Below are 20,122 nucleotides of genomic sequence, written 5' to 3' on the forward strand. Positions count from 1 at the left end.
GGGAAAGGCTGTTCAACAGGTTACAATTCCATTTTAGTGCACAGTAACGAGAGGGGTGCTATGTCTGAATCTCATGGATTGAAGTGGTTGCTCGGTATTGCAGGAGTTATTGTGATTCTTGCGGGATTAAAGGCAGCGGAAGCAATCGTGATTCCAATCATGCTTGCATTATTTGTGGCAATCATTAGTACACCCTTTGTGCGCTTGATGACAAAAAAGGGTATTCCTGCCTACCTCTCTGTTATTATTGCACTTTCAGTTTTAATTTCTGTTGGCAGTGTTTTAGTGATGGTGGTCAGTCAGTCGATTGATACCTTTATGACGCGCATGCCTGCTTATCAAGCGCGTTTGCAAACGGTGGTCGTGGATTTTTTGCCGTATTTAGAGCGCTGGGACATCCCAGTGGATCGGGATGTGATCATGACACACCTGAACCCAAGTCAAATGATGGGTTTAATTGGCTCAACCTTATCGAGTATAGGCTCGTTGTTGACCAACCTGTTTTTGGTGGTGTTTATTGTGATCTTTCTGTTGCTCGAAGAGGCAACTTTTTCCGATAAGCTAAAAGCCGCTTTACCCAATGCTGAGCACTCATTGCAAAATGCATCTGGGTTTATGCGTCAAGTGAATCAATACTTGGTGATTAAGACAACCATTAGCCTCGTGACAGGGGTGCTTGTTACCTTATGGCTGTGGTGGCTCGATGTTGATTTCCCCGTGCTTTGGGGACTCATTGCCATGTTAATGAATTATATTCCTAACGTAGGGTCTTTAATTGCGGCGGTTCCGGCTGTTCTGTTATCGCTCGTGCAGCTTGGCGTGAGTGATGCAATCTTTGTTGCTTCAGGATACCTTGTGATTAATATCATCATGGGAAATCTGATTGAACCCCGCTTTATGGGTAAGGGGCTAGGACTTTCGCCACTTGTGGTGTTTCTGTCATTGATTCTCTGGGGTTGGCTATTTGGCCCTGTGGGAATGTTTTTATCCATTCCTCTGACCATGATTGTCAAAATAGCGCTGGAACAAAATCAGAGCACTCGCTGGATCGCGATCATGTTGGGCAATGAAGCGCCCGCTACCAACGAATAACTTTAAAGGTTTTTATGTTACGAACAGCCAGAACCCTCCTTTCGCTTTATACCAGCTATGGTTTGCTGGTACTGGCGAATGCGCTTTTTACCACACTCACCAGTTTACGGGCAGACTTAGAAGGATTTACGGTACAAACCATTGGTTTGATTATGGCCGGGTACTTCTTAGGGATGTTCTTAGGGGCGCGCTATACGTCCTACGTGATCCAACGTGGAGGGCATATTCGTGCCTTTGCGGCCTTTGCATCATTCATGTCTCTGTCGCCTTTACTGCATGTGTTATTTATTGACCCATGGGTGTGGGCCGTATTACGCTTGATCGACGGCTTTTGTTTAGCGGGTTTGTTTATCATTACAGAGAGTTGGTTGAATGCACGCTCGGATAATAAAACCCGAGGCAGTATTCTGGCCATTTACATGGTGGTGAACTATTTAGCATCCGGTCTAGGGCAGTTGTTTTTGATCTTCACCTCGCCGGATACGTTTGAGGCCTTTGCTGTGGCCTCGATTTGCTTCTCGTTATCTCTGATGCCTTTGATGATGACGCGGACAGAGGCTCCCATTCCGAATCCCGTCACCGGATTTGCCATTCGACCTCTGTTAAGCGTTGCTCCAGCTGGCTTCTGGGGAGCTGTGTGCGCAGGCTCGGTAAATGCGGCTTTCTTTGCGATGGCGCCTATTTACGCTCAGAACCTGTCCTTTAGTGTGCAAGAAATATCCTTTTTTATGATGGCCGGGGTTTTTTCTGGCTTAGTCTTGCAAATTCCGCTGGGTAAACTGTCTGACCGTATTGAGCGTCGTAAGGTGCTGGCGGGTGTTTGTCTTGGAGGGCTGGTTTTTAGCCTGTTAATGGTGGTGCAAAGCTTCTTCCAGCTGCCTTTTTATCTGTTGCTGATCAATGTGTTCTGTTATGGCTCGTTGGCCTTTGTTATTTATCCGCTCTCGGCTGCGCATGTGAATGACTGGAGTGATCCTGGTCAGTTAATGCAAACGTCCTCAGGCTTGTTAATAGGCTATGGCAGTGGTGCGATCTTTGGGCCACTATTAAGCTCATCTTTAATGTCTGCATTTGGCCCTGCGGCCTTATTTGCGTACATTGCGTTGAATTTATTGGTTATGATGTTGTTTGCATTGTACCAGTCCAGCGTGGCTGGCTTACAGCGTGAGAAAATGGAGTTTGTGCCTCAGCCTTCGGTCCAGTTCCCGGTTGAAGAGCTTTTCCACGCTGCACAAGATGATTCGTCCCCAGTACCTGAAGCGCTCTATGATTCAGGCGACTCAGTGGATAAGCCGGTTGATCCAATATCGGTTGATGAAGCGGATGCAACTCAAGCCGATATCGCCGTCTCTGATGAGACACCAATAGACCCTGTTGAATCTGAGCCTAACGTAGAGGAAAAAAGCTTTATTGAGCAATGGGAGGAGGAGCGACTGGCGGAATCCGAGCGGATCAATCCAACGGATGAACCTAAGGTCAAACTGACGGATGAAGCACCTAGCTTGAGTCAAGCCTCTATTGTGGACGATATGCCGAAAACAGATGAAGCATCGAATGTAGATGAAGCGTCTGGCTCAAAGACTAAGAAACCTTAAAGGTGCTTTGCTTAAAAGACGCTTTATTCAGCGCAACTCTTGCATAAGTCCCCCTAATACTAGGGGGCACGTTGCAAATCACATTAAGCGTGCAAGAACCCAAATGCCTAGGATGTCTCGCCTAGGCATTTTGATTGCTTGAGGTTTAACGATAATCCTCAACAGGGATACAGGCGCAGAAGAGGTTACGATCACCGTAGACGTTATCAACACGGTTAACCGATGGCCAGATCTTGGCTTCTTTCAACCAATGTGCAGGGAACGCGCCTTTTTCACGGGTGTACGGGCGATTCCATTCTGCATCCATCAAGTCGGCTTGGGTATGGGGAGCGTTTCTGAGTGGGCTCTCTTCAGCCGCCCAGGTTCCCGCTTCAACCGCCGAAATCTCCTCGCGAATCGTAATCATCGCTTCAATAAAGCGATCAAGCTCCGCTTTCGGCTCTGATTCTGTAGGCTCGATCATTAAAGTGCCCGGTACCGGGAAGGACATGGTGGGTGCATGGAAGCCAAAGTCCATTAAGCGCTTCGCAACATCTTCTTCCGTTATTCCGGTCTTTTCTTTGAGCGGACGGATATCGATAATGCACTCATGAGCAACGCGGCCTTTGACGCCTGTGTAGAGCACAGGGTAGTGTGCACTCAGACGCTCAGCGATGTAGTTTGCATTGAGAATGGCAACCTCCGTTGCTTGACGCAGACCTCGTCCCCCCATCAGTGCAATATAGACCCAGCTAATTGCAAGGATGCTGGCGCTGCCCCAAGGAGCTGCCGAAACAGCAGTATTGGTGACATTGTCGTCGTTGTTAACAGCAATGACCGGATGGTTTGCCAGATGCGGAACCAAATGTGCTTTCACACCGATGGGTCCCATGCCAGGACCACCACCGCCATGTGGGATACAAAAGGTTTTATGCAGGTTCATGTGTGACACATCCGCGCCGATTTCAGCGGGCTGACTGACACAGACTTGCGCGTTCAAGTTGGCACCGTCCATGTAAACCTGGCCACCGCAATCATGAATGATCTGGCAGATTTCTTTGATTTCTTCTTCAAAGACACCATGGGTCGATGGGTAAGTAATCATGAGGCAAGCGAGATCGTCTTTATGTGCCAAGGCCTTTTCGCGCAGGTCGTTGACATCAACGTTGCCTTTTTTATCACAATCGACCAGCAGAACCTGCATGTCGACCATCGCTGCCGTAGCAGGGTTGGTACCGTGTGCTGAGGTAGGGATTAAGCAAATATTGCGATGACCTTGACCTTGTGAGCGCAGGTAATTACGAATGGCTAACAAGCCTGCGTATTCGCCCTGTGCACCGGAGTTCGGCTGCATGCAGATGGCATCAAAGCCTGTAATAGCACGCAACATCTGATCTAACTCATCGATCATTTGCTGATAACCCTTAGCTTGCTCTATGGGCGCAAAGGGGTGCATATTGGACAGTTCAGGCCAGGTGACGGGAATCATTTCCGCTGTGGCATTTAGCTTCATGGTGCAGGAGCCGAGAGCGATCATACTATGTGCTAAGGAAATGTCTTTATTCTCAAGACGTTTCAGGTAGCGTAGCATTTCGGTTTCGCTGTGGTGCGTGTTAAAAACGGGATGCGTGAGAATGGCGTGATCGCGTCTTAACGTTGCAGGAATCGACGTAGATCCATCAGCTAAAAGCGCTTGATCCAGCACGTCGATTTCAAGGCCATGATCCTCGCCGAGAATGGCTGTCCAAAGCGTGTTGATTTCAGCCCTTGTTGTACGCTCATCACAGGTGATGCCTAACTTAGTCTGATCAAGCTTTCTTAGGTTAATGCCCATTGCTGCGGCGCGAGCAAAAGCCTCGTCACGCTGGTCTCCTAACTCCAATGTCAGGGTATCGAACCAGTGTTCATGCGTAATACGAATGCCTTTTTGAATCAGTCCGCGTGCAAAAATATCGGTGAGTCTGTGGATACGCTCGGCAATGATTGTTAAGCCTTGTGGACCATGATAGACCGCATAGAAGGCAGCCATATTGGCGAGTAACGCTTGTGCAGTACAAATATTCGACATGGCTTTTTCGCGTCGAATATGTTGCTCTCGGGTTTGCATGGCCATGCGTAATGCGGGCTTACCGCGACTGTCCACCGACACACCAATAATACGGCCAGGAACAGAGCGCTTGAACTCATCACGCGTCGCAAAGTAAGCGGCTGATGGGCCACCATAGCCCATGGGGACACCAAAGCGCTGTGAAGAACCAAAGACAACATCGGCACCCAGCTCGCCCGGAGACTTGAGCAGAACCAATGCCATGATATCGGCCGCCGCACAGAAAAGTGCTTTTTGGGCATGGGCTTTTTTAATCAGGTCAGTATGATCAATAATGTTGCCCGTTGTGTTCGGGTACTGTACCACCACACCAAAGTAGTCGTGCTCATCCATCAGTTGCGCGACATCGCCAATGACGACGTTAATGCCCAAGGGCGCCGCACGCGTTAGAATAACACTGATGTTTTGTGGGTGCAGGTGCTCATCCACAATAAATGTATTGGCTTTTTTTGCTTTAGACATGCGCTTGCAAAGGGTCATGGCTTCAGCTGCGGCTGTGGCTTCGTCTAATAAGGAAGCGTTGGCCAGTTCAAGACCCGTCAAGTCCATGATCATTTGTTGGAAGGTCAGCAAACCTTCCAGACGACCTTGTGAAATTTCCGGTTGATAAGGGGTGTAAGCGGTATACCAGCCCGGATTCTCAAGGACGTTTCGCAAAATGACATTGGGGACAATGACATCTGTGAAGCCCATGCCAATCATAGAGCGTTTAATTTGGTTTTGCCCCATGATCGACTTGAGTCGGGTCAGTGCCTCAACTTCTGTTTGCGGTTGCCCTAAGCCCTTGGGGATATCGGTTCGTATAGTGGCTGGGACGGTTTCTTCAATCAACGAATCGAGTGATTCGAGCCCAAGAGCCGACAGCATGTCTTGTTGCTCTTCAGGGGAGGGACCAATATGGCGCTCAATAAACGCGTCATGGTGTTCAAGTGTATGCAAAGAGGAAAGCTGCTCGCTCATTATACTGTAATCCCGCAAAAAATGGCTTGACCGCTGGCGTGCCGCGATCGGATAACAAAAATTAAGCCGCACATTCTACCCGCTTTTAGTCGTAATGTGCGGAAAAAATGGTCGAATAGGATTTTCGAAATCGGGACAACGACACTTCCTACAAATGACGGGTGACTAAATACAATTTGCCTCATGCCTTTCTTTATATCACACTGAATGAACTGAAGTTTGCTCATTCTTTTTAATTTTATTGGCCAGCCTATGTATACTCTTGCTGCTGTACGTAAAGCCTCATTACCGTCCATATTATGCGTGATGAGTATGATTACATTGCTGTTTTGCGTTGATATCAGGGCAGCGGATGTCCAGATTTTGGTTGTAAGTGAGTCACAACAACCACTTATTAATGCTGTGATTGTTATAGAGCCACGAGATCATCCACTGAACAATACCTTTGATGCGACGGCTCAGGTTGCCCAGATTGATCGAGCGTTTGCACCTCATGTTCAGGTGGTTCAGACGCATACTTCTGTGAGCTTTCCTAATCATGATGATGTTCGCCATCATGTCTATTCATTTTCCGAGGCTAAGCGGTTTGAGTTGCCACTGTATCAGGGAGCAGAAGCGGCACCTGTTGTCTTCGATAAGGCCGGAATCGTTACGTTAGCGTGCAATATTCATGATCAGATGTTGGGTTTTGTGTATGTTACTGACAGCCCATGGTTCGCAGTCACCAATGCATCAGGTCATGCTATGCTAACTGTACCTGACGCGTCGGATTATAGGTTACGTGTTTGGCATCCGAGTTTAGGTGCCAATGTGTCGGGTGTTGACGCGCAGTATACCGCGGATCAATTGCAAGCCTTGGTCGTGACACTCGAACCACCGCTGCTTGATTCGCGGCGACTGATTCGACGCACGCTATCGTCTCATTCCCATTAGTATGTTGATGAGCATTTCAGTATGAAGTGGCAATTTCGACGGTTCCATAGTCAACTTTTGCTCTTCTTTCTTGGCTTATTTACGTTGATTCAATTGTTGGGTTTTGTTGTTACCCGTCAGTTGAGTGAGCGGGATGCACATTTACGTGTTACCGAGTCGTTAGCAATCGCAGGGGGAGTATTAGAGCAGCAGTTGGTTGACAGAAATACACGCTTATTAGAAGCAGGTCGTTTGCTTGCAGGTGACTTTGCCTTTAAAAGTGCGTGGTCAACGCGCGATACACCAACGTTACTCTCGATGCTCAATAATCATCGTAACCGACTTGGTGCGGATTGGATGGCCTTTGTCGATTTAGACGATGTGTTGGTGGCCGATACGCTTCAATTGGACAGCGTAGGACAAAGGTTTACTCATTCAGCACTGATTGACGAGGCTTTTGAGAGTGAGGGGGGCGAAGCATCCGGTATTCTTTTTATTCATGATCGTTTGTTTCAGGTTATTATTCTGCCGCTGATGTCGCCCTTTCATGAGGCGTGGATTCTGATTGGCTTTGAATTGGATCATCGATTAGTGCATCAGTTACAGTCATTCGTCCGAGCCGACCTCTCCATTGTCCGAATGGATACGACACCCCCAGCTGTTTATGTGAGTACATTGGAGTCAGATAAGCAGGTTGCACTGCAAGACAGTTTAAAAACACACTCTTTTGACAATCAAATACCTCAAAGAATTTCGATCCAAGGCGATCCGTATTTAAGCCTTGCCATCCAGTTGAATGCTGAGAATAACATCCCCCTTTTTGCTTTGATTCAACGTGATATGGAAGCCATATTGGCTCCCTATCGTCAATTACAACACATCTTGGCTTTGTTGTTTGTAGCGGGTGTTATTGCAACGGGGCTTGGTGTCGCCATCTTGGCAAAAGGCATTGCGGGACCCTTACGTAAACTTGCTTTAAGCACAGAGCGAATTGCAGCAGGTGATTATCAGCAACATATTTCGTCAGATAGAAAAGATGAGTTAGGGCAGTTAACCCACGCCTTTAATCACATGGCAAAGGGGTTAGCCGAAAGAGACAAGGTGCGTGATTTGCTTGGCAAAGTTGTGTCGCCCGAAATCGCCCATAGGCTTCTGAGTCGTGATGCTACGCTAGGAGGGGAGGATCGAGATGTCACCATCATGTTTACCGACTGCCATGGCTTTACTGCATTCTCAGAGAGCCGCGCTCCGCAAGAGGTGTTGGAGCAGCTTAATCATACTTTGACTAAGTTGACTCATGTTATTGAAAACGAATCCGGGGTTGTCGATAAGTACATAGGTGATGCGGTGATGGCATTATTCGGAGCTCCTGTTGAACAGCCTGATGCGGCGAGTCGAGCTGTTCGAGCCGCCATGGCAATCATAACCACTATGCAGGGCCGTGAGGATGTATTGCAGGTAGGCATTGGCATCAATACGGGAAGAGTTGTGGCGGGTAATATGGGATCAACGAATCGCCTGAATTACAGTGTTATTGGCGATAATGTTAATTTAGCATCCCGTTTGGAGTCGTTGACTCGATATTATGGGGTGTCGATATTGGTCAGTGAATATACCCGTGAGCAGTCACTGGAAATCACCTACCGTGAAATTGATCGAGTGATGGTGAAAGGGAAGCGAAATGCCGTTTCAATTTTTGAGCCCTTGATTGGAGAGACCAGTGTTGCGCTTTTGCAACAGCACCAACGCGCATTGGAGCACTACCGAGCAGGTGAGTTTGCACAAGCGTTAGAGGAGTTCCAAAGCTTGGCGCTTGCATGGTCATGTCAGTTGTATTCCATATACTGTGATCGCTGTCAGCAGTATCTAGAATCTCCACCGGAACCGGACTGGCAAGGTATCACACGCTTTGAGACGAAGTGACTCGGATAGGGAAGAGCTGCAGCCATATTTTGTTGTCATACTATGTGAATGCTCCCCGCCCCATCGGGCGAGGGTTTATGCGAGTTTTTGCTAAATGCGCAAGGCATTTCGCATTATCAGAATAGGCGTTTATTGTTCCTGTACGTTACCGATTTATTTGACAAGGCTTTTCATTTTCTCAAGTTCCAATAAGCTTGCTTTGCGGCTTAACCCACCCGCATAACCCGTGAGTTTGCCACTTTTGCCAATGACTCGATGACAAGGGACGATAATCGAAATTGGATTTTTTCCATTGGCCAATCCGACGGCTCTGACTGCTTTTGGATTGCCTATGGCATCTGCAATCTGTTGATAGCTCCAGGTTTCACCATACGGGATTTCGCATAATACTTGCCATACTGATTGTTGAAATGCAGTGCCTTTTGCGGCTAAGGGCAGCGTAAATGACGTGCGTTTACCGGTAAAATACTCATCTAACTGTTTGATTGTATTAATAAGTATAGGGTTGTTTTCAGATTTTTCTCCTAAGTTTTTAGGCATCGTAGTTTCTGTTTCAAACCAAGCGCCAAGTAAGCCTTGCTCGCAGGCTTGTAACGTCATGATCCCTAAGGGGCTGTGGTAATGGGTGAAGGTGTTCATCTTATTGATTCCAGCAATGAAAGGTGGCGTAACTCCCCCAAGGAGATGCGTTGGTGGCGTTCAGTTCAGGGAAACGAAGCAAGGCTTTTTTCACCATTAAATCAGTATCTAAAAAGCAATCCGAGTTCGATTGGCCTCTTAACCTAGCGTAGTTAGCGGTCCAAGGTCCAATGCCTTTTAGTGCTAGCCAGGAGTCGACATCGGCTTTAGGGGTGCGGTGAATGAATTCTGCAAAGCGTTTTAAGGTCTCTTTTCGGCTTGTCGGCATTCTTAAAAAGCTTAAGTCGAGTTGTGTGATTTGCTCGGGTGTAGGAAAGTAAGTGGCCGAAGTCGTATGGTTACTAAGCGTGTTGACGAGCAGGTTGAGTTGCCCAATTGCCGCTTTTACTGATACTTGCTGCCCTAAAATGGCCCTAACTCCAGCCTCCCAACAGTTCCAAACGCCGGGGATACGTATACCCGAGTGAGTGACTAAGCCCGGTGCACAGTGTTCCAAATGGGTTTCGATCTGGTTGATATCCGCGTCGAGGTCAAAAACACGGCGTAGCGTTGCCACTAGTTGACGCAGCTTGGTAATGTCCTCTAACTCAAACTCAACGTTCAAATGGCCGGGCGAGGTGAGGCTGGCACGAAACCAACCTGTCGTATTCTGTAAGTTGAATGTGCGTTGATAGGTGTAATCCCCCACTTGCTCAATGGCGTCTATTGCACGTAATCGGTAGAAATTTAACAGGTGTTGCCAGTCAAAAGGACCGCGAAAGGGTAAGGTTAAGAGGTTTGTTGGCATCCGTGACGTTTTCGACTGGCGTACTTGGCTGGGTGTGAGTTTGAGTGTTTTGATAAAGGCATCGTTAAAGCGTCGTGTACTATTGAACCCACACGCAAATCCAATATCAGTAATCGACATGGCGCTGGAGTGCAGCAACTGTTTAGCGAACATCAACTGATGGTATTGCGCATATTGCTTGGGGGATACTCCTAAATGGGTTTGGAAGAGTTGCCGTAGGTAGCGGTCGCTAATACCCAAACGTTCGGAAAATTGAGTCAGGTTGCTCGATTGCAATTCACCTTGTTCGATGAGCTGGATGGCGCGTAGGAAGGTTGTCTCAACGCCTTTCCAGGCCCAAGAATGAGGGGCGCTATCTGGGCGGCAGCGTAAGCATGGCCGATAACCCGCTTGTAGAGCGAGTGCGGAGTTCGAGAAGTATTCTACATTTTCTTCTTTGGGCAGGGGAGCTGGGCATATCGGGCGACAAAATATCCCCGTTGTTTTGACAGCGACATAAAATCGGCCATCAAAGCGCGGATCACGGCTCATGCGAGCTTTTTGACATTGTTCTCGATCAAGTTCCAACCAGGATGGCATGGGTATCACGCGCCTTATGCAGTTTTTATACACCCAGTGTATGCATAAATTTTTACGATACTAGCCATTTTCGGAACTGAATAGTGTTTCACATTCGCGCTTGGATTGACGCCCAACACACCCTCATCATGAGTGTCTTATGTGTGTTGGGCTTTGTTTTAACGCCGCTTGATCCGCTCCAATAACGCCTGGGTAGCAAAGCCGTCCGGAACCAGCCCTTGATCTCGCTGGTAAGCACTCAAGCCTCTGCGTGTATTTGGTCCCTGAATCCCATCAGGCTCGCCGACGTTATACCCCATGGCATTCAGCGCTTGCTGAAGCTCACGTACTTGTGCACGGGTGAGGGGTAGCTGATCACGAGGCCAGGACTGCTGAATGCCTGCGCGTCCGGCAATGGCATCGCTCAACGTGGCCACGGCTAGGGCATAGCTTGTGGCGTTGTTGTAGCGCAGAATCGCTCGGAAATTCGGTCCAACTAAAAAGGCCGGTCCCTGAGCACCCGCTGGGACGATCACGCTTGCGCTGGAGAAAGACGGTAGGGAGCCATTCAAGGCTTGCACCCCTTGAGCGGCCCACTCGGCACTGCTACGTTGCTCGGTTTGGCTATAATCAAAACCAGAGGGTAACCTGACTTCTACACCCCAAGGCTGACCTGTCTGCCAACCCGAACGGGCCAAGTAATTGGCGGTTGATGCCATGACATCGGGAATGCTGCCCCAGATATCGCGGCGGCCATCGCCATCGCCATCCTTGGCAAAGGTTTCAAAGCTTGAAGGAATAAACTGGGTGTGTCCCATGGCTCCTGCCCAAGAGCCAATCATATTTTCTGCAGCAATATCACCACTGTCGATAATGCGCAGTGCCGCTAGTAACTCGCCGCGGGCAAACTCACTGCGTCGACCGTCGTAGGCTAGGGTTGCAAACGCACTCAAGGCTGAAAAGCTGCCGAAGTTGCTGCCATAACTGCTTTCAATGCCCCAAATGGCGACGATAACTTCTGCTGGAACTCCATAGCGCTGCTCCATCTGCATTGCTGTCTGTCGATGCTCGGCCAGCTTAATTCGACCGTTGTTAATTCGAGCAGAGGATACGGCACCCTCTAAGTATTCCCATATCGGTCGAACAAATTCAGGCTGGAATCGGTCGAGTTCGATCACTCGTTCCAAATAGCGCACATTATCGAGCGCGGATAGCGCTCGTGGGCTAATGCCTTGAGCCGCAGCATCACGACGGAATGCCTCAAGCCAAGCGTCAAAGTTCGCATAAGCTTTGGGTTGTTGAGCTTGTGCCTGACGAGTTGGCTCTGTTGTCTGCGGTGGTGTCTGTGGTGCCACCTGTGGGGTGTTAGATGCCACGATGGGGGCCGTCTCTGATTGCGTTGCAGCACAGGCCGAAATAAGGGTGAAAGGCAATATCAAACTTGCGCTGAGTAGGACTGAACGGCAGGGATGCAGTATGTTTTTATAGAGTGTCATTCTAAATTCCTTTGAGAAGTCTATGTTATTCTACACTCCTAAAGGTGCTGTTTGAATGCTGATTCATCATTGTTCGTCAACTCGGAAATGGATACTTAATACGATGAAATATTACCTGGGTGCGTATGCGGCTTCACCTAACCAAAACGGTTGGAACGCACAACTGGAAACGGCTTTTTATGATGAATTAAAAGCCCTGCCAAATGTGAAAGGATTAGAGCATCCATTTTTGGGGAGCCACCTGCATCCCTATGATGATCGCTGGTTTTTAGCGAATATTGACCCAGCTTGGGATTATGTGTTGACCTGTATTCCCGGCATTATGAATGCGTTGGGGCAGAACCCGCAGTTTGGTCTGGCGTCTGTAGACGAGTCTGGCCGTTTGGCGGCGTTGGACTTTATGCAGCAGGCCTGCACAGCCGTTGGTCAGTTGAATGCCCATTTGGGCAGGCCAGCGGTTCAGGCGATACAAATACAAACAGCGCCAGCACGACACAATGCGCCGTCTTCTAAGGCCGCGTTGCAAACGTCGCTTCAAACACTGATGAGCTGGGACTGGCAGGGGGCTCGTTTGGTGATCGAACATTGCGATGCGTATGTTGACGGCCATACGCCATCTAAAGGCTTTTTGGCATTGGCTGATGAGCTTGAGGTGCTAACGCAGTTAAACATTCACCTGCCTGCTGAGCAGCATTTGGGCATGGTCATTAACTGGGGCCGCTCGGTCATTGAGACACGTCGGGTTGAGGGTGCGCTTGAGCATATCAATGCAGCGCAAGCCGCAGGCGTATTAAGTGGTGTTATGTTTTCTGGAGTGTCGGACCAAAACAGTGAATATGGTGCCTGGTGTGACAGCCATCAACCGCCACGTCTTAGTGAGCAGGTGTTGCATGGCGAGCCGGGTAGTTGGATGACTGAACAAGCCATTTGTCAGTGCTTAGCGGCGGTGGATTCAGCGGAGCAACTGCTGGTGTTGGGTGCGAAAATAGGCATCCGTCCGTTGTCCGCAAGTGTTGAGCAACGTATTGCTTATGTTCGTAATATGCTGGCTATTTTTGATCGGTATTTTGCAGTTGCCCCTTGAGGTATTGACTGAGTTTAATGGCATAAAAAGCCAACTTCCAAGGCGCACTAACACTAAAGCGCCTTGTTGAAAAAGCCTATTGCCCCATGGCCTCCTTCATATCCGCAAAAATAATCGACTCGGTCAAGTTGGGTGTGTTCATCTGCAACAGCTGTTGACGTATTTCTTGGGTGGCGACCACTTTGGGTCGAATCTTACGCTGATGGAGGCGTGCAACCATATCATCAAGCGTAAAAATGGCCGTTAAATCCAAAAAGTCGACCTTGCGACAATCAAAGATGATTTGTTGAGTGCCAACCACCTTATCAACGGTTTCTATGCGATCAAGCATATGGCTGGTCGAGCCGAAGAATAACGGCCCCTTCACTTGCACAATTCGAGTCCCCGGATTGGCTTTGTCCAAATAGGGATAACGAGTGTTGCTTGTGTCAAACGTGATATCCGCCTCTTTTGCAACACGCCAGGTTAACAGTCCCATGGCCAAAACAACCCCCACGCCGACCGCCATCACTAGATCCACTAAAACCGTTAATGCAAAGACCGAAGCCATAATTAAGGATTCAGGTTTTGGTGCTTGTTTTAGAAGTTTTAACAAGCGGTAATCAAGAATATCAATACCGACCTTAATCAGAATGCCAGCCAAAACAGCTAAAGGGATTTGTGCGGCTAAAGGCGCAAGACCGAGCAACAGGGTTAATAAAAATAACGAGTGAATGACGCCACTCACTCGTGTTTTCCCGCCTGAATTAATGTTAACGACGGTTCTCATCGTGGCTCCAGCTCCTGGCAGTCCTCCTACAAATGAGCAAAGAATATTGCCGATGCCTTGGCCGATAAGTTCTCGGTTCGGCTGGTGACGTGTTTGCGTGACTGAGTCGGCGACAATCGAGGTCAATAAACTGTCAATACTCCCTAACAGTGCCAATGTTAAGCCAAGGCTGAAAATTAGACTCCATTGGCTCAGTGTAAACGTGGGTAGATGAAACTCGGGTAGGCCCGTTGGAATGTCACCAATAATGGGTAAATGTAAATCAAGCGCAACACTGATGATCGTGCATAAAACCAGTGCGAGTAGGGGAGAGGGAATAAAGCGACTGATTTTAATGGGTGTTAAAAAAACGATGGCGAGTGTTAGTAAACCCATAGCGAGCGCGCTCACGTTAATCAGTCCTAAGTTCGCAGGGAGCTTAAGGATTGCTTCAAGCGGGGAGGCTGATGCCGGAGCACCCAGTAAGGGGGCGGTTTGTAAAAGAATGATGATAAATCCGATACCGCTCATAAAGCCTGAGATGACCGGATAGGGAATATAGCGAACCAGTCCTCCGGTTTTAAGCAGACCTAAACCGATTTGTAGAATTCCACCCACTAAGACAACGGCCAAAGCCATTTCAAAGCTGCCTCCAAAGGCGGCAAGCGCAGAAGCAAACACGACCGTCATTGGGCCTGTTGGGCCGGATATTTGAACCCGCGTTCCCCCTAAACATGCGGCGACCAATCCTAAGACAATCGCACCGTATAAACCGGCTGCAGCACCTGCTCCAGAGGCGACACCGAACGCCAAGGCTAAAGGTAAGGCGACGACACCTGCAGTGAGACCTCCAAAAATGTCACCTTTCAGCAATGAGATCGAATAGCCTCGCATGGTGAATCCTTTTTTCTTGTAATTAATTTTTTAAGAGGATTCTATACGTTAGAGAAGATGCCTGTGTCCTGCAAGTCCGACCTTGGCATTATCCAGCAGTTTGATATCTGGGTGAAAGCGTTGATTGACGTGAATTGTTTGGATTAATATCGGATAGGTTCTGTTAACAAGGAGAGTCGCTATGAGTCCGGTACATCATTTTATCGAATGCTTGGGTCTAGAAGTTCATGTGACCACTTGGGGCAATCCGTCCTCCCCCTGCGTTGTGCTGTGGCACGGGCTGACTCGAACCGGGCGCGACTTTGATGAGCTTGCGCAAGCGTTAAGTCTCGATTACTTTGTTCTGTGTCCTGATACTCCGGGTCGGGGACTGTCTCAGTGGTGCGAGCACCCAGAACAACAGTATACAATCCCCTTCTATGCTCAAATTGCTAACGAATTGATTCAGTACTTTGGTGTTCGCCAGTGCAAGTGGGTTGGCACATCCATGGGCGGGTTGATTGGTATCTATGTTGCGCATCATTATCCGGCCCGGATTGCCTCCTTACTTGTTAACGATGTTGCGCCAGAAGTGCCAGCCTTGGCGGTGGAGCGAATACGCACCTATGTGTCATTGCTGCCGACCTTCAGGACATTCAATGAGCTCGAGGCTTGGTTTCGTCAGGTGTATGTATCGTTTGGTTGCAATACTGACGTTTTCTGGCAACGTATGGCGATTACCTCTGCTCGTCGCACGAATGAAGGGCATCTCACGCTGCACTACGATCCTCGTTTAGTGATCCCCTTTCAAGAACAGGGGAGTCAGGATTTATGGGACGAATGGTCTGGGCTTGCGGCGAATGTATGGATTATCCGAGGTGAAATGTCCGATGTTTTATTGCCCGAGTTGGCGGAGAAAATGTTGGAATCCAAGCCGCAGGCTCAACTGATCGAGTTGTCAGGGGTGGGTCATGCCCCAACACTTGTCCAATCAGAGTCTATTGAGCTCGTTAAGCGCTTTTTGGCTGAGAGTTGAGTAAAGGCTTGTGCGCGTTGTTGCCAGCATGCATTGACGACAAAGCAGCGACCGATTTCGTCATTTTGATCCGATAACAGTGCAATTTGATAAGGGTTGTTGTCAGCGTTTGCCTCCAATAGAGACGGTAACTGAGCGATGCCCGAGTGCTCATCAGGGTGTAAAGGGCTGAGCCACAGGCGCTTAGGTAAATAACGTGCTTTCTGATTGGGCCACGTTTGCAAGAGTTGCTCTTGTGTCATCCATACATTGCGTTGTTGAGCGGTCGCTCCCTGTGAGAAGAGGGTGCCTTTCATGATGGCAATCGATTTATCGATGCTAAGGTTTTGTTCCAACAGTATTTCGTGCGTGCAGGGATGCTGAGATAGGGGTAGTTGTTGTGTGAGGGTTTTTTCATATTTGAAATCAAATCGATCCCGCAGCTCAGGGCCAACCCAGTGGCGTAAAGGTTGAGTTTGGTGATTCCAAGGGTTCAGATAAAACTTAATGGCCAGTTCGATATGAAGGCTTTGGTTGCCTATATGATCCTGAACAATGAGATCTAACTCGCCTAATGTTGTTTGCCTATCCGGTTGAATCTGCAGGTTACTTGCAAGCCGTTCAAATCTTGGATGCTGATCAAAGTAAAAGTGCCAAAGTGTTTCAAAATACAAGCCTAGGCGAGATTGCGGGTGATCCGATAGATGTTGAAGTAAGGGGGTCGGGTTGGCATCTAAGGCGAGCAAGCGTTGATGAAAATCCGGGCTGTCATCTTGCCAGTGAGTCAAACCTGGCAAGTCGGCGACCGAGGGGCCATTAATGGCACAGTACAGGTCGCGAACTTGCTGGACTTTGAGTTGCTGTAAAAACGCCGAATTCATGGGGTTAACCGAATAAGGGGCGCTTGGTCTTTTTCTTTAAAATTGTCAAAATTAACGCAAGCAATACAACAAACAAGAGTGCGGTTTGGGCTGGAATGCTCAGTCCCATAAATGTCCAATCAATTTCAGCGCATTCCCCCGAGCCACTGAAAACATGTTTAAGGACAGAGACCAGGGGTAAGGTATCCATAAGGTATTCCAATCCCGGGCCGCAAGCGGGTACCTCATCGGCGGGCAGGTTTTGCAGCCAAACGTGGCGCAGCTGAACGCCAAGTCCGGTGATTGCGATTATCAGGTTGAGCCCCGCATAGAACTTCTGGCCACCGCTGTTAGGATTGTGTAAGAAGGCGAGTAAAAACACCACGGCGAGGCTGATGACGATGATGCGTGTCACAATGCATAACGGGCAGGGTTCGAGACCTAAGTGGTTTTGAAGAAAAAGTAGGGCGAAGGCCATTGCGCCGACGCACAATACAAGCCCTAAAAAATTGAGTTGGCGGTAACTGAACAAAACAACCTCCTTATACGAGTCGTGAATTATTTACGACGCCATTGTCCGTTTGAGTCTTGGATGAATTCGCCACTGTTGGCGCGTTCTCTCAGTCGTTCACCTGCACGTGCTTCGAAAACATCCAATGTCACAGACGACTCGCGCGCGCGTTGTTTGTAGAGTTCGTTACGTTGTTGGTTGATGGAGTTAACCAGGTTTCGAACCTCAGCCGAGGGCGAGTTTCCAACTGCACCTAGATAGCCATTGAGTTGCTCTCCAACTAAACCCTGGCTTTTTGCTTGTTCTAAAGACAGTGCCCAAGCGGGAAAAGCAACGATGAGAAGGGCCGCTATGGCAAAAAATGTTTTAATCGATTTAGACATCATCATTGTCCTCAGAAAAGGTCGCTGTTTTGTTCAAGTAATGCATCAATCTCACGATCAACTTTTACTAAAATTTCATGCTGGATTTTAACATTCAGATTGATCGTAATTGGGTCAGTCGGCGCAGCAACCTGCACGGTAGGTGTGCAGCCTACCATCATAAGCAGCAAGGTAAGCGTGCTTGCTGTAAGCAACTGCGTTTTCATCATCATCTTCTCCAATGTTAAATCCTCTTACGGTTAGACTAAGGGATGCATGCTTAACCTATACTAAACAGAGATGTTTTTCACCGCCTAAATCGTCGATCCAGTGAATCGGTGATTCGGTTGCTGATTTGCAAGGCCGTTAGAAGGTCTAGAATATTCTCTTCAACACTCAGTGTGAGGTCGATAGGACGTCCTTGTTGCCAGTTTGGATTATTGCCCTGCAGGCGTGCGATTAAGTGTGCATCCCCCGAGGGTTGGTAGTTTACTTCTAAATCCAATAGGGTATATCTCAGATCAGTTAGCGCATCTAACGCCAAACGCAGGCCAATATTGCTGCTGGCTGCTGCTCCTACCCCATGACTGGGTGTGTAACGAATGACTCCCGGTATAACGCTACCTAAATTACCGCGCGTAATGCTAATGCCCAAGGGGGTAATCTGTATGGGAAGTTGTCCATCAATCGTCCCTTCACCATAGAGTCCTTGTTGCGCATAAAGTTCAAGAATGGATGATAGTTGAATGTCGCGGATGCTGACTAGAAAAATACTATTGGGGTTTAAAGGATTAACTTGTATGGCGGGTAGATAAATTTCTCCCCCGAGTAAAAACAGTTTCTGTGACTCAAGGCGTAACTGGTGGGTGTTAGTATTGCTCGTATTGCCTCGGTATTGATAGTGAATACCTGAGGATGTGATCGGCAGTCCAATGTTGGCATACTCCAGTAATAGATTGCCCTGATCTTGAAACTGGCCAGTTGAATCGAGACTAAACTGGCTTTTCCAATCAACGTTCTGAGCATAGATTTCGCCGTAGTTGACCACTCCAGAGGTGAGTTCGGTGTTCGCTTGCAGCGACCAGCGGTTTGCACTAAACCGGAGACTCGCGTTGTGCGTTAGATTGCCTTGTGCCAAATCAAGTTTGGCGGGCAGCTCAGGTAAAAAGCGTTTCAGTACGGGTGTCTGGCCTTGCAACGCGTAACGCGCCAGAGTCCAGTTCAGAAAACCAGCCCCCTGAGTGTTGTACTGGTAATTGGCATCCAACTGTAAGGGGAGATCTTGAGTTTTAACAGATGCTCTGCCTGTAATTGAGTCACGTGTCTTGTTGAGTTGAAATGGCCCCTCAATGCTTAAAATAGGCAGTGTTCTTCCAGGTGGCGATATACGCAACGATGGAATGCTTGCACGCCCTTTAACGCCCGTGTTGGCATTACCGGCTTCCAGGCTTAGGAGTAGAGGCAGCGCTTGCAGGTCATCCAACGCCTTCAGTTGGGGCTGTTGACCGTTCATAATCCATCGGCTCGGTCCATATCGCCAAGGCTCGCCATGCAGCAGATCGAATTCAAGCTCTAGATTTGATAAAAGCTGCAGGTAGAGTGAGGGCGTGTAAAAATCACCAAAGGTGAGTTCATTTAAGTGAATGGAAGCTCCCTCAATGAGTTGGGCTTTCAATTGCCCAGACTCAAGCCTTGCCGTGGCATTTAACATGAGTTGTGCTGTTTGACTCTGCAGATGAGGTGTCGAAAGATCTAAGTGAACTCCCAGGGACGCATCGATTTGAATCTGGCTTAAGCTCTCGATAAGGCTGCCTTGCCAGTAATCGGGCAGTAGAATATGAGTGCTCCCGATCAGTTGAGCCTGTTTAAACTCAGGCAGATCTATCGTAATTTCATGCTGAGTTTGAAGCCAGTTTATGGCAACATCTGCATGCAATATGTGACCCAAGTTTAGTAGCCAATGGTCTTCTTGATGTGCCAAATGTCCGCTCATTTCATACAAAGGGCGGTCTTCGTAATTCAACAGCAAGTAGGTTTCAAGCGACTGGGTAACTTTAATCTCAGCATCAATCAGTGACTGGCCTTGTTGTCGCACATGAAGGTTACTGTACCAGCGTTCATCATTAAGGCTAAGGCGGCCTTCAATTTCATAATGCTGATTCGGGTTTTGCCATTCAAAGGTCAGCTTTTCTATCTCAAGATGCTCTAGTGGGAGCAGAGGCAGTCGCTCCGTGTTAATAAACTCAGATAGCCAGAGATCGAACTGTGTTTCCTGCTCGGACAGGACGTGTTGCTCTATTTGAATGGATGCATGCTCGATATGGAGGCTAGGCAAGCTTTGTTGTTGAAGAAGCGGCTTAAGGTTAAAGGACAGCAGGCTGTTGTCTAGACAAATGTGAAGTGTTTGGGTGACGTCTGTTTGCGAAAAACAGAGCTGGTTAAGATGAATCCGGTCCATCGCAACTGGCGACATTTCAAAGTGAATCTTCTCAAATCCCTGTTTTTCAAGCCATAAGGGTAAGGCGTACCGGGTTATTTGAGGGAGAAAAAACAGGCTAGAGGTAACAAGTGCCAGAATCAGGAGCAGCAAACAGAGACATAGATACATCAACGTTTTCATT

16 protein-coding genes are annotated in these 20,122 nt (G+C 48.3%); 6 read left to right on the forward strand and 10 right to left on the reverse strand.

Features of this window, described 5'->3' with window-relative positions; translation table 11 throughout:
* Positions 1-60 precede the first annotated feature (60 nt).
* Both F5971_RS00890 and F5971_RS00895 read left to right on the forward strand, forming a co-directional pair.
* Entirely contained in the window at positions 61-1,092 is a 1,032-nt protein-coding gene (locus F5971_RS00890; RefSeq protein WP_193493507.1) for an AI-2E family transporter, read from the forward strand.
* Positions 1,093-1,106: 14 nt separating this feature from the next.
* Positions 1,107-2,687 carry an MFS transporter gene (locus F5971_RS00895; RefSeq protein ID WP_193493509.1) on the forward strand — a complete coding sequence of 527 codons (1,581 nt, stop codon included), beginning with the start codon at positions 1,107-1,109 and terminating at the stop codon, positions 2,685-2,687.
* Positions 2,688-2,832: 145 nt separating this feature from the next.
* Here F5971_RS00895 and gcvP read toward each other — a convergent pair whose 3' ends face one another.
* Complete coding sequence (gene gcvP, locus F5971_RS00900; RefSeq protein ID WP_193493510.1) at positions 2,833-5,733, reverse strand: aminomethyl-transferring glycine dehydrogenase; 2,901 nt, start codon at positions 5,731-5,733, stop codon at positions 2,833-2,835.
* Between the two features lie 312 nt (positions 5,734-6,045).
* Between gcvP and F5971_RS00905 the strand changes: the two genes are divergently transcribed.
* Both F5971_RS00905 and F5971_RS00910 read left to right on the forward strand, forming a co-directional pair.
* A complete protein-coding gene (locus F5971_RS00905) occupies positions 6,046-6,666 on the forward strand; it encodes a methylamine utilization protein (RefSeq protein WP_193493511.1) in 621 nt (206 codons plus the stop codon).
* 21 nt (positions 6,667-6,687) lie between these two features.
* Positions 6,688-8,568, forward strand: coding sequence for an adenylate/guanylate cyclase domain-containing protein (locus F5971_RS00910; protein ID WP_193493512.1), 1,881 nt, complete (start codon positions 6,688-6,690; stop codon positions 8,566-8,568).
* 153 nt (positions 8,569-8,721) lie between these two features.
* Here F5971_RS00910 and F5971_RS00915 read toward each other — a convergent pair whose 3' ends face one another.
* The 3 genes from F5971_RS00915 to F5971_RS00925 all read right to left on the reverse strand — a co-directional run bounded on the left by F5971_RS00915 (position 8,722) and on the right by F5971_RS00925 (position 12,048).
* Positions 8,722-9,207 (reverse strand): methylated-DNA--[protein]-cysteine S-methyltransferase, encoded by a 486-nt coding sequence (locus F5971_RS00915; protein WP_193493513.1) that lies wholly within the window; start codon positions 9,205-9,207, stop codon positions 8,722-8,724.
* A 1-nt stretch (position 9,208) separates the two neighbouring features.
* Complete coding sequence (locus F5971_RS00920; RefSeq protein ID WP_193493514.1) at positions 9,209-10,573, reverse strand: DNA-3-methyladenine glycosylase 2 family protein; 1,365 nt, start codon at positions 10,571-10,573, stop codon at positions 9,209-9,211.
* 158 nt (positions 10,574-10,731) lie between these two features.
* Positions 10,732-12,048 carry a lytic murein transglycosylase gene (locus F5971_RS00925; protein ID WP_193493515.1) on the reverse strand — a complete coding sequence of 439 codons (1,317 nt, stop codon included), beginning with the start codon at positions 12,046-12,048 and terminating at the stop codon, positions 10,732-10,734.
* A gap of 103 nt (positions 12,049-12,151) precedes the next feature.
* Between F5971_RS00925 and F5971_RS00930 the strand changes: the two genes are divergently transcribed.
* The gene (locus tag F5971_RS00930; protein WP_193493517.1) at positions 12,152-13,132 is read left to right on the forward strand and encodes a DUF4862 family protein; all 981 of its coding nucleotides are present in this window, start codon (positions 12,152-12,154) and stop codon (positions 13,130-13,132) included.
* A 76-nt stretch (positions 13,133-13,208) separates the two neighbouring features.
* Here F5971_RS00930 and F5971_RS00935 read toward each other — a convergent pair whose 3' ends face one another.
* Complete coding sequence (locus F5971_RS00935) at positions 13,209-14,774, reverse strand: SulP family inorganic anion transporter (protein ID WP_193493519.1); 1,566 nt, start codon at positions 14,772-14,774, stop codon at positions 13,209-13,211.
* Positions 14,775-14,955: 181 nt separating this feature from the next.
* On the opposite strand from F5971_RS00935, the gene F5971_RS00940 reads away from it, so the two are divergent.
* Positions 14,956-15,789: an alpha/beta fold hydrolase gene (locus tag F5971_RS00940; protein ID WP_193493521.1), complete on the forward strand. Its 834-nt coding sequence runs from the start codon at positions 14,956-14,958 to the stop codon at positions 15,787-15,789.
* Here the strand turns inward: F5971_RS00940 and F5971_RS00945 are convergent.
* The 5 genes from F5971_RS00945 to F5971_RS00965 form a co-directional block, all read right to left on the reverse strand.
* Entirely contained in the window at positions 15,723-16,649 is a 927-nt protein-coding gene (locus F5971_RS00945) for a DUF1853 family protein (RefSeq protein ID WP_193493523.1), read from the reverse strand. The genes F5971_RS00940 and F5971_RS00945 overlap by 67 nt on opposite strands.
* Before the next feature lie 4 nt (positions 16,650-16,653).
* Positions 16,654-17,160: a disulfide bond formation protein B gene (locus F5971_RS00950; protein WP_036506506.1), complete on the reverse strand. Its 507-nt coding sequence runs from the start codon at positions 17,158-17,160 to the stop codon at positions 16,654-16,656.
* 26 nt (positions 17,161-17,186) lie between these two features.
* Positions 17,187-17,522 carry a YdbL family probable chaperone protein gene (locus F5971_RS00955; RefSeq protein WP_036506509.1) on the reverse strand — a complete coding sequence of 112 codons (336 nt, stop codon included), beginning with the start codon at positions 17,520-17,522 and terminating at the stop codon, positions 17,187-17,189.
* 11 nt (positions 17,523-17,533) lie between these two features.
* A complete protein-coding gene (locus tag F5971_RS00960; RefSeq protein WP_246187750.1) occupies positions 17,534-17,734 on the reverse strand; it encodes a YnbE family lipoprotein in 201 nt (66 codons plus the stop codon).
* 74 nt (positions 17,735-17,808) lie between these two features.
* Complete coding sequence (locus tag F5971_RS00965) at positions 17,809-20,121, reverse strand: intermembrane phospholipid transport YdbH family protein (protein WP_193493525.1); 2,313 nt, start codon at positions 20,119-20,121, stop codon at positions 17,809-17,811.
* Position 20,122: the final 1 nt, after the last annotated feature.

It is taken from the genome of Nitrincola alkalisediminis (genome assembly GCF_009821115.1).
In the GTDB taxonomy this organism is placed as follows: domain Bacteria; phylum Pseudomonadota; class Gammaproteobacteria; order Pseudomonadales; family Balneatricaceae; genus Nitrincola; species Nitrincola alkalisediminis.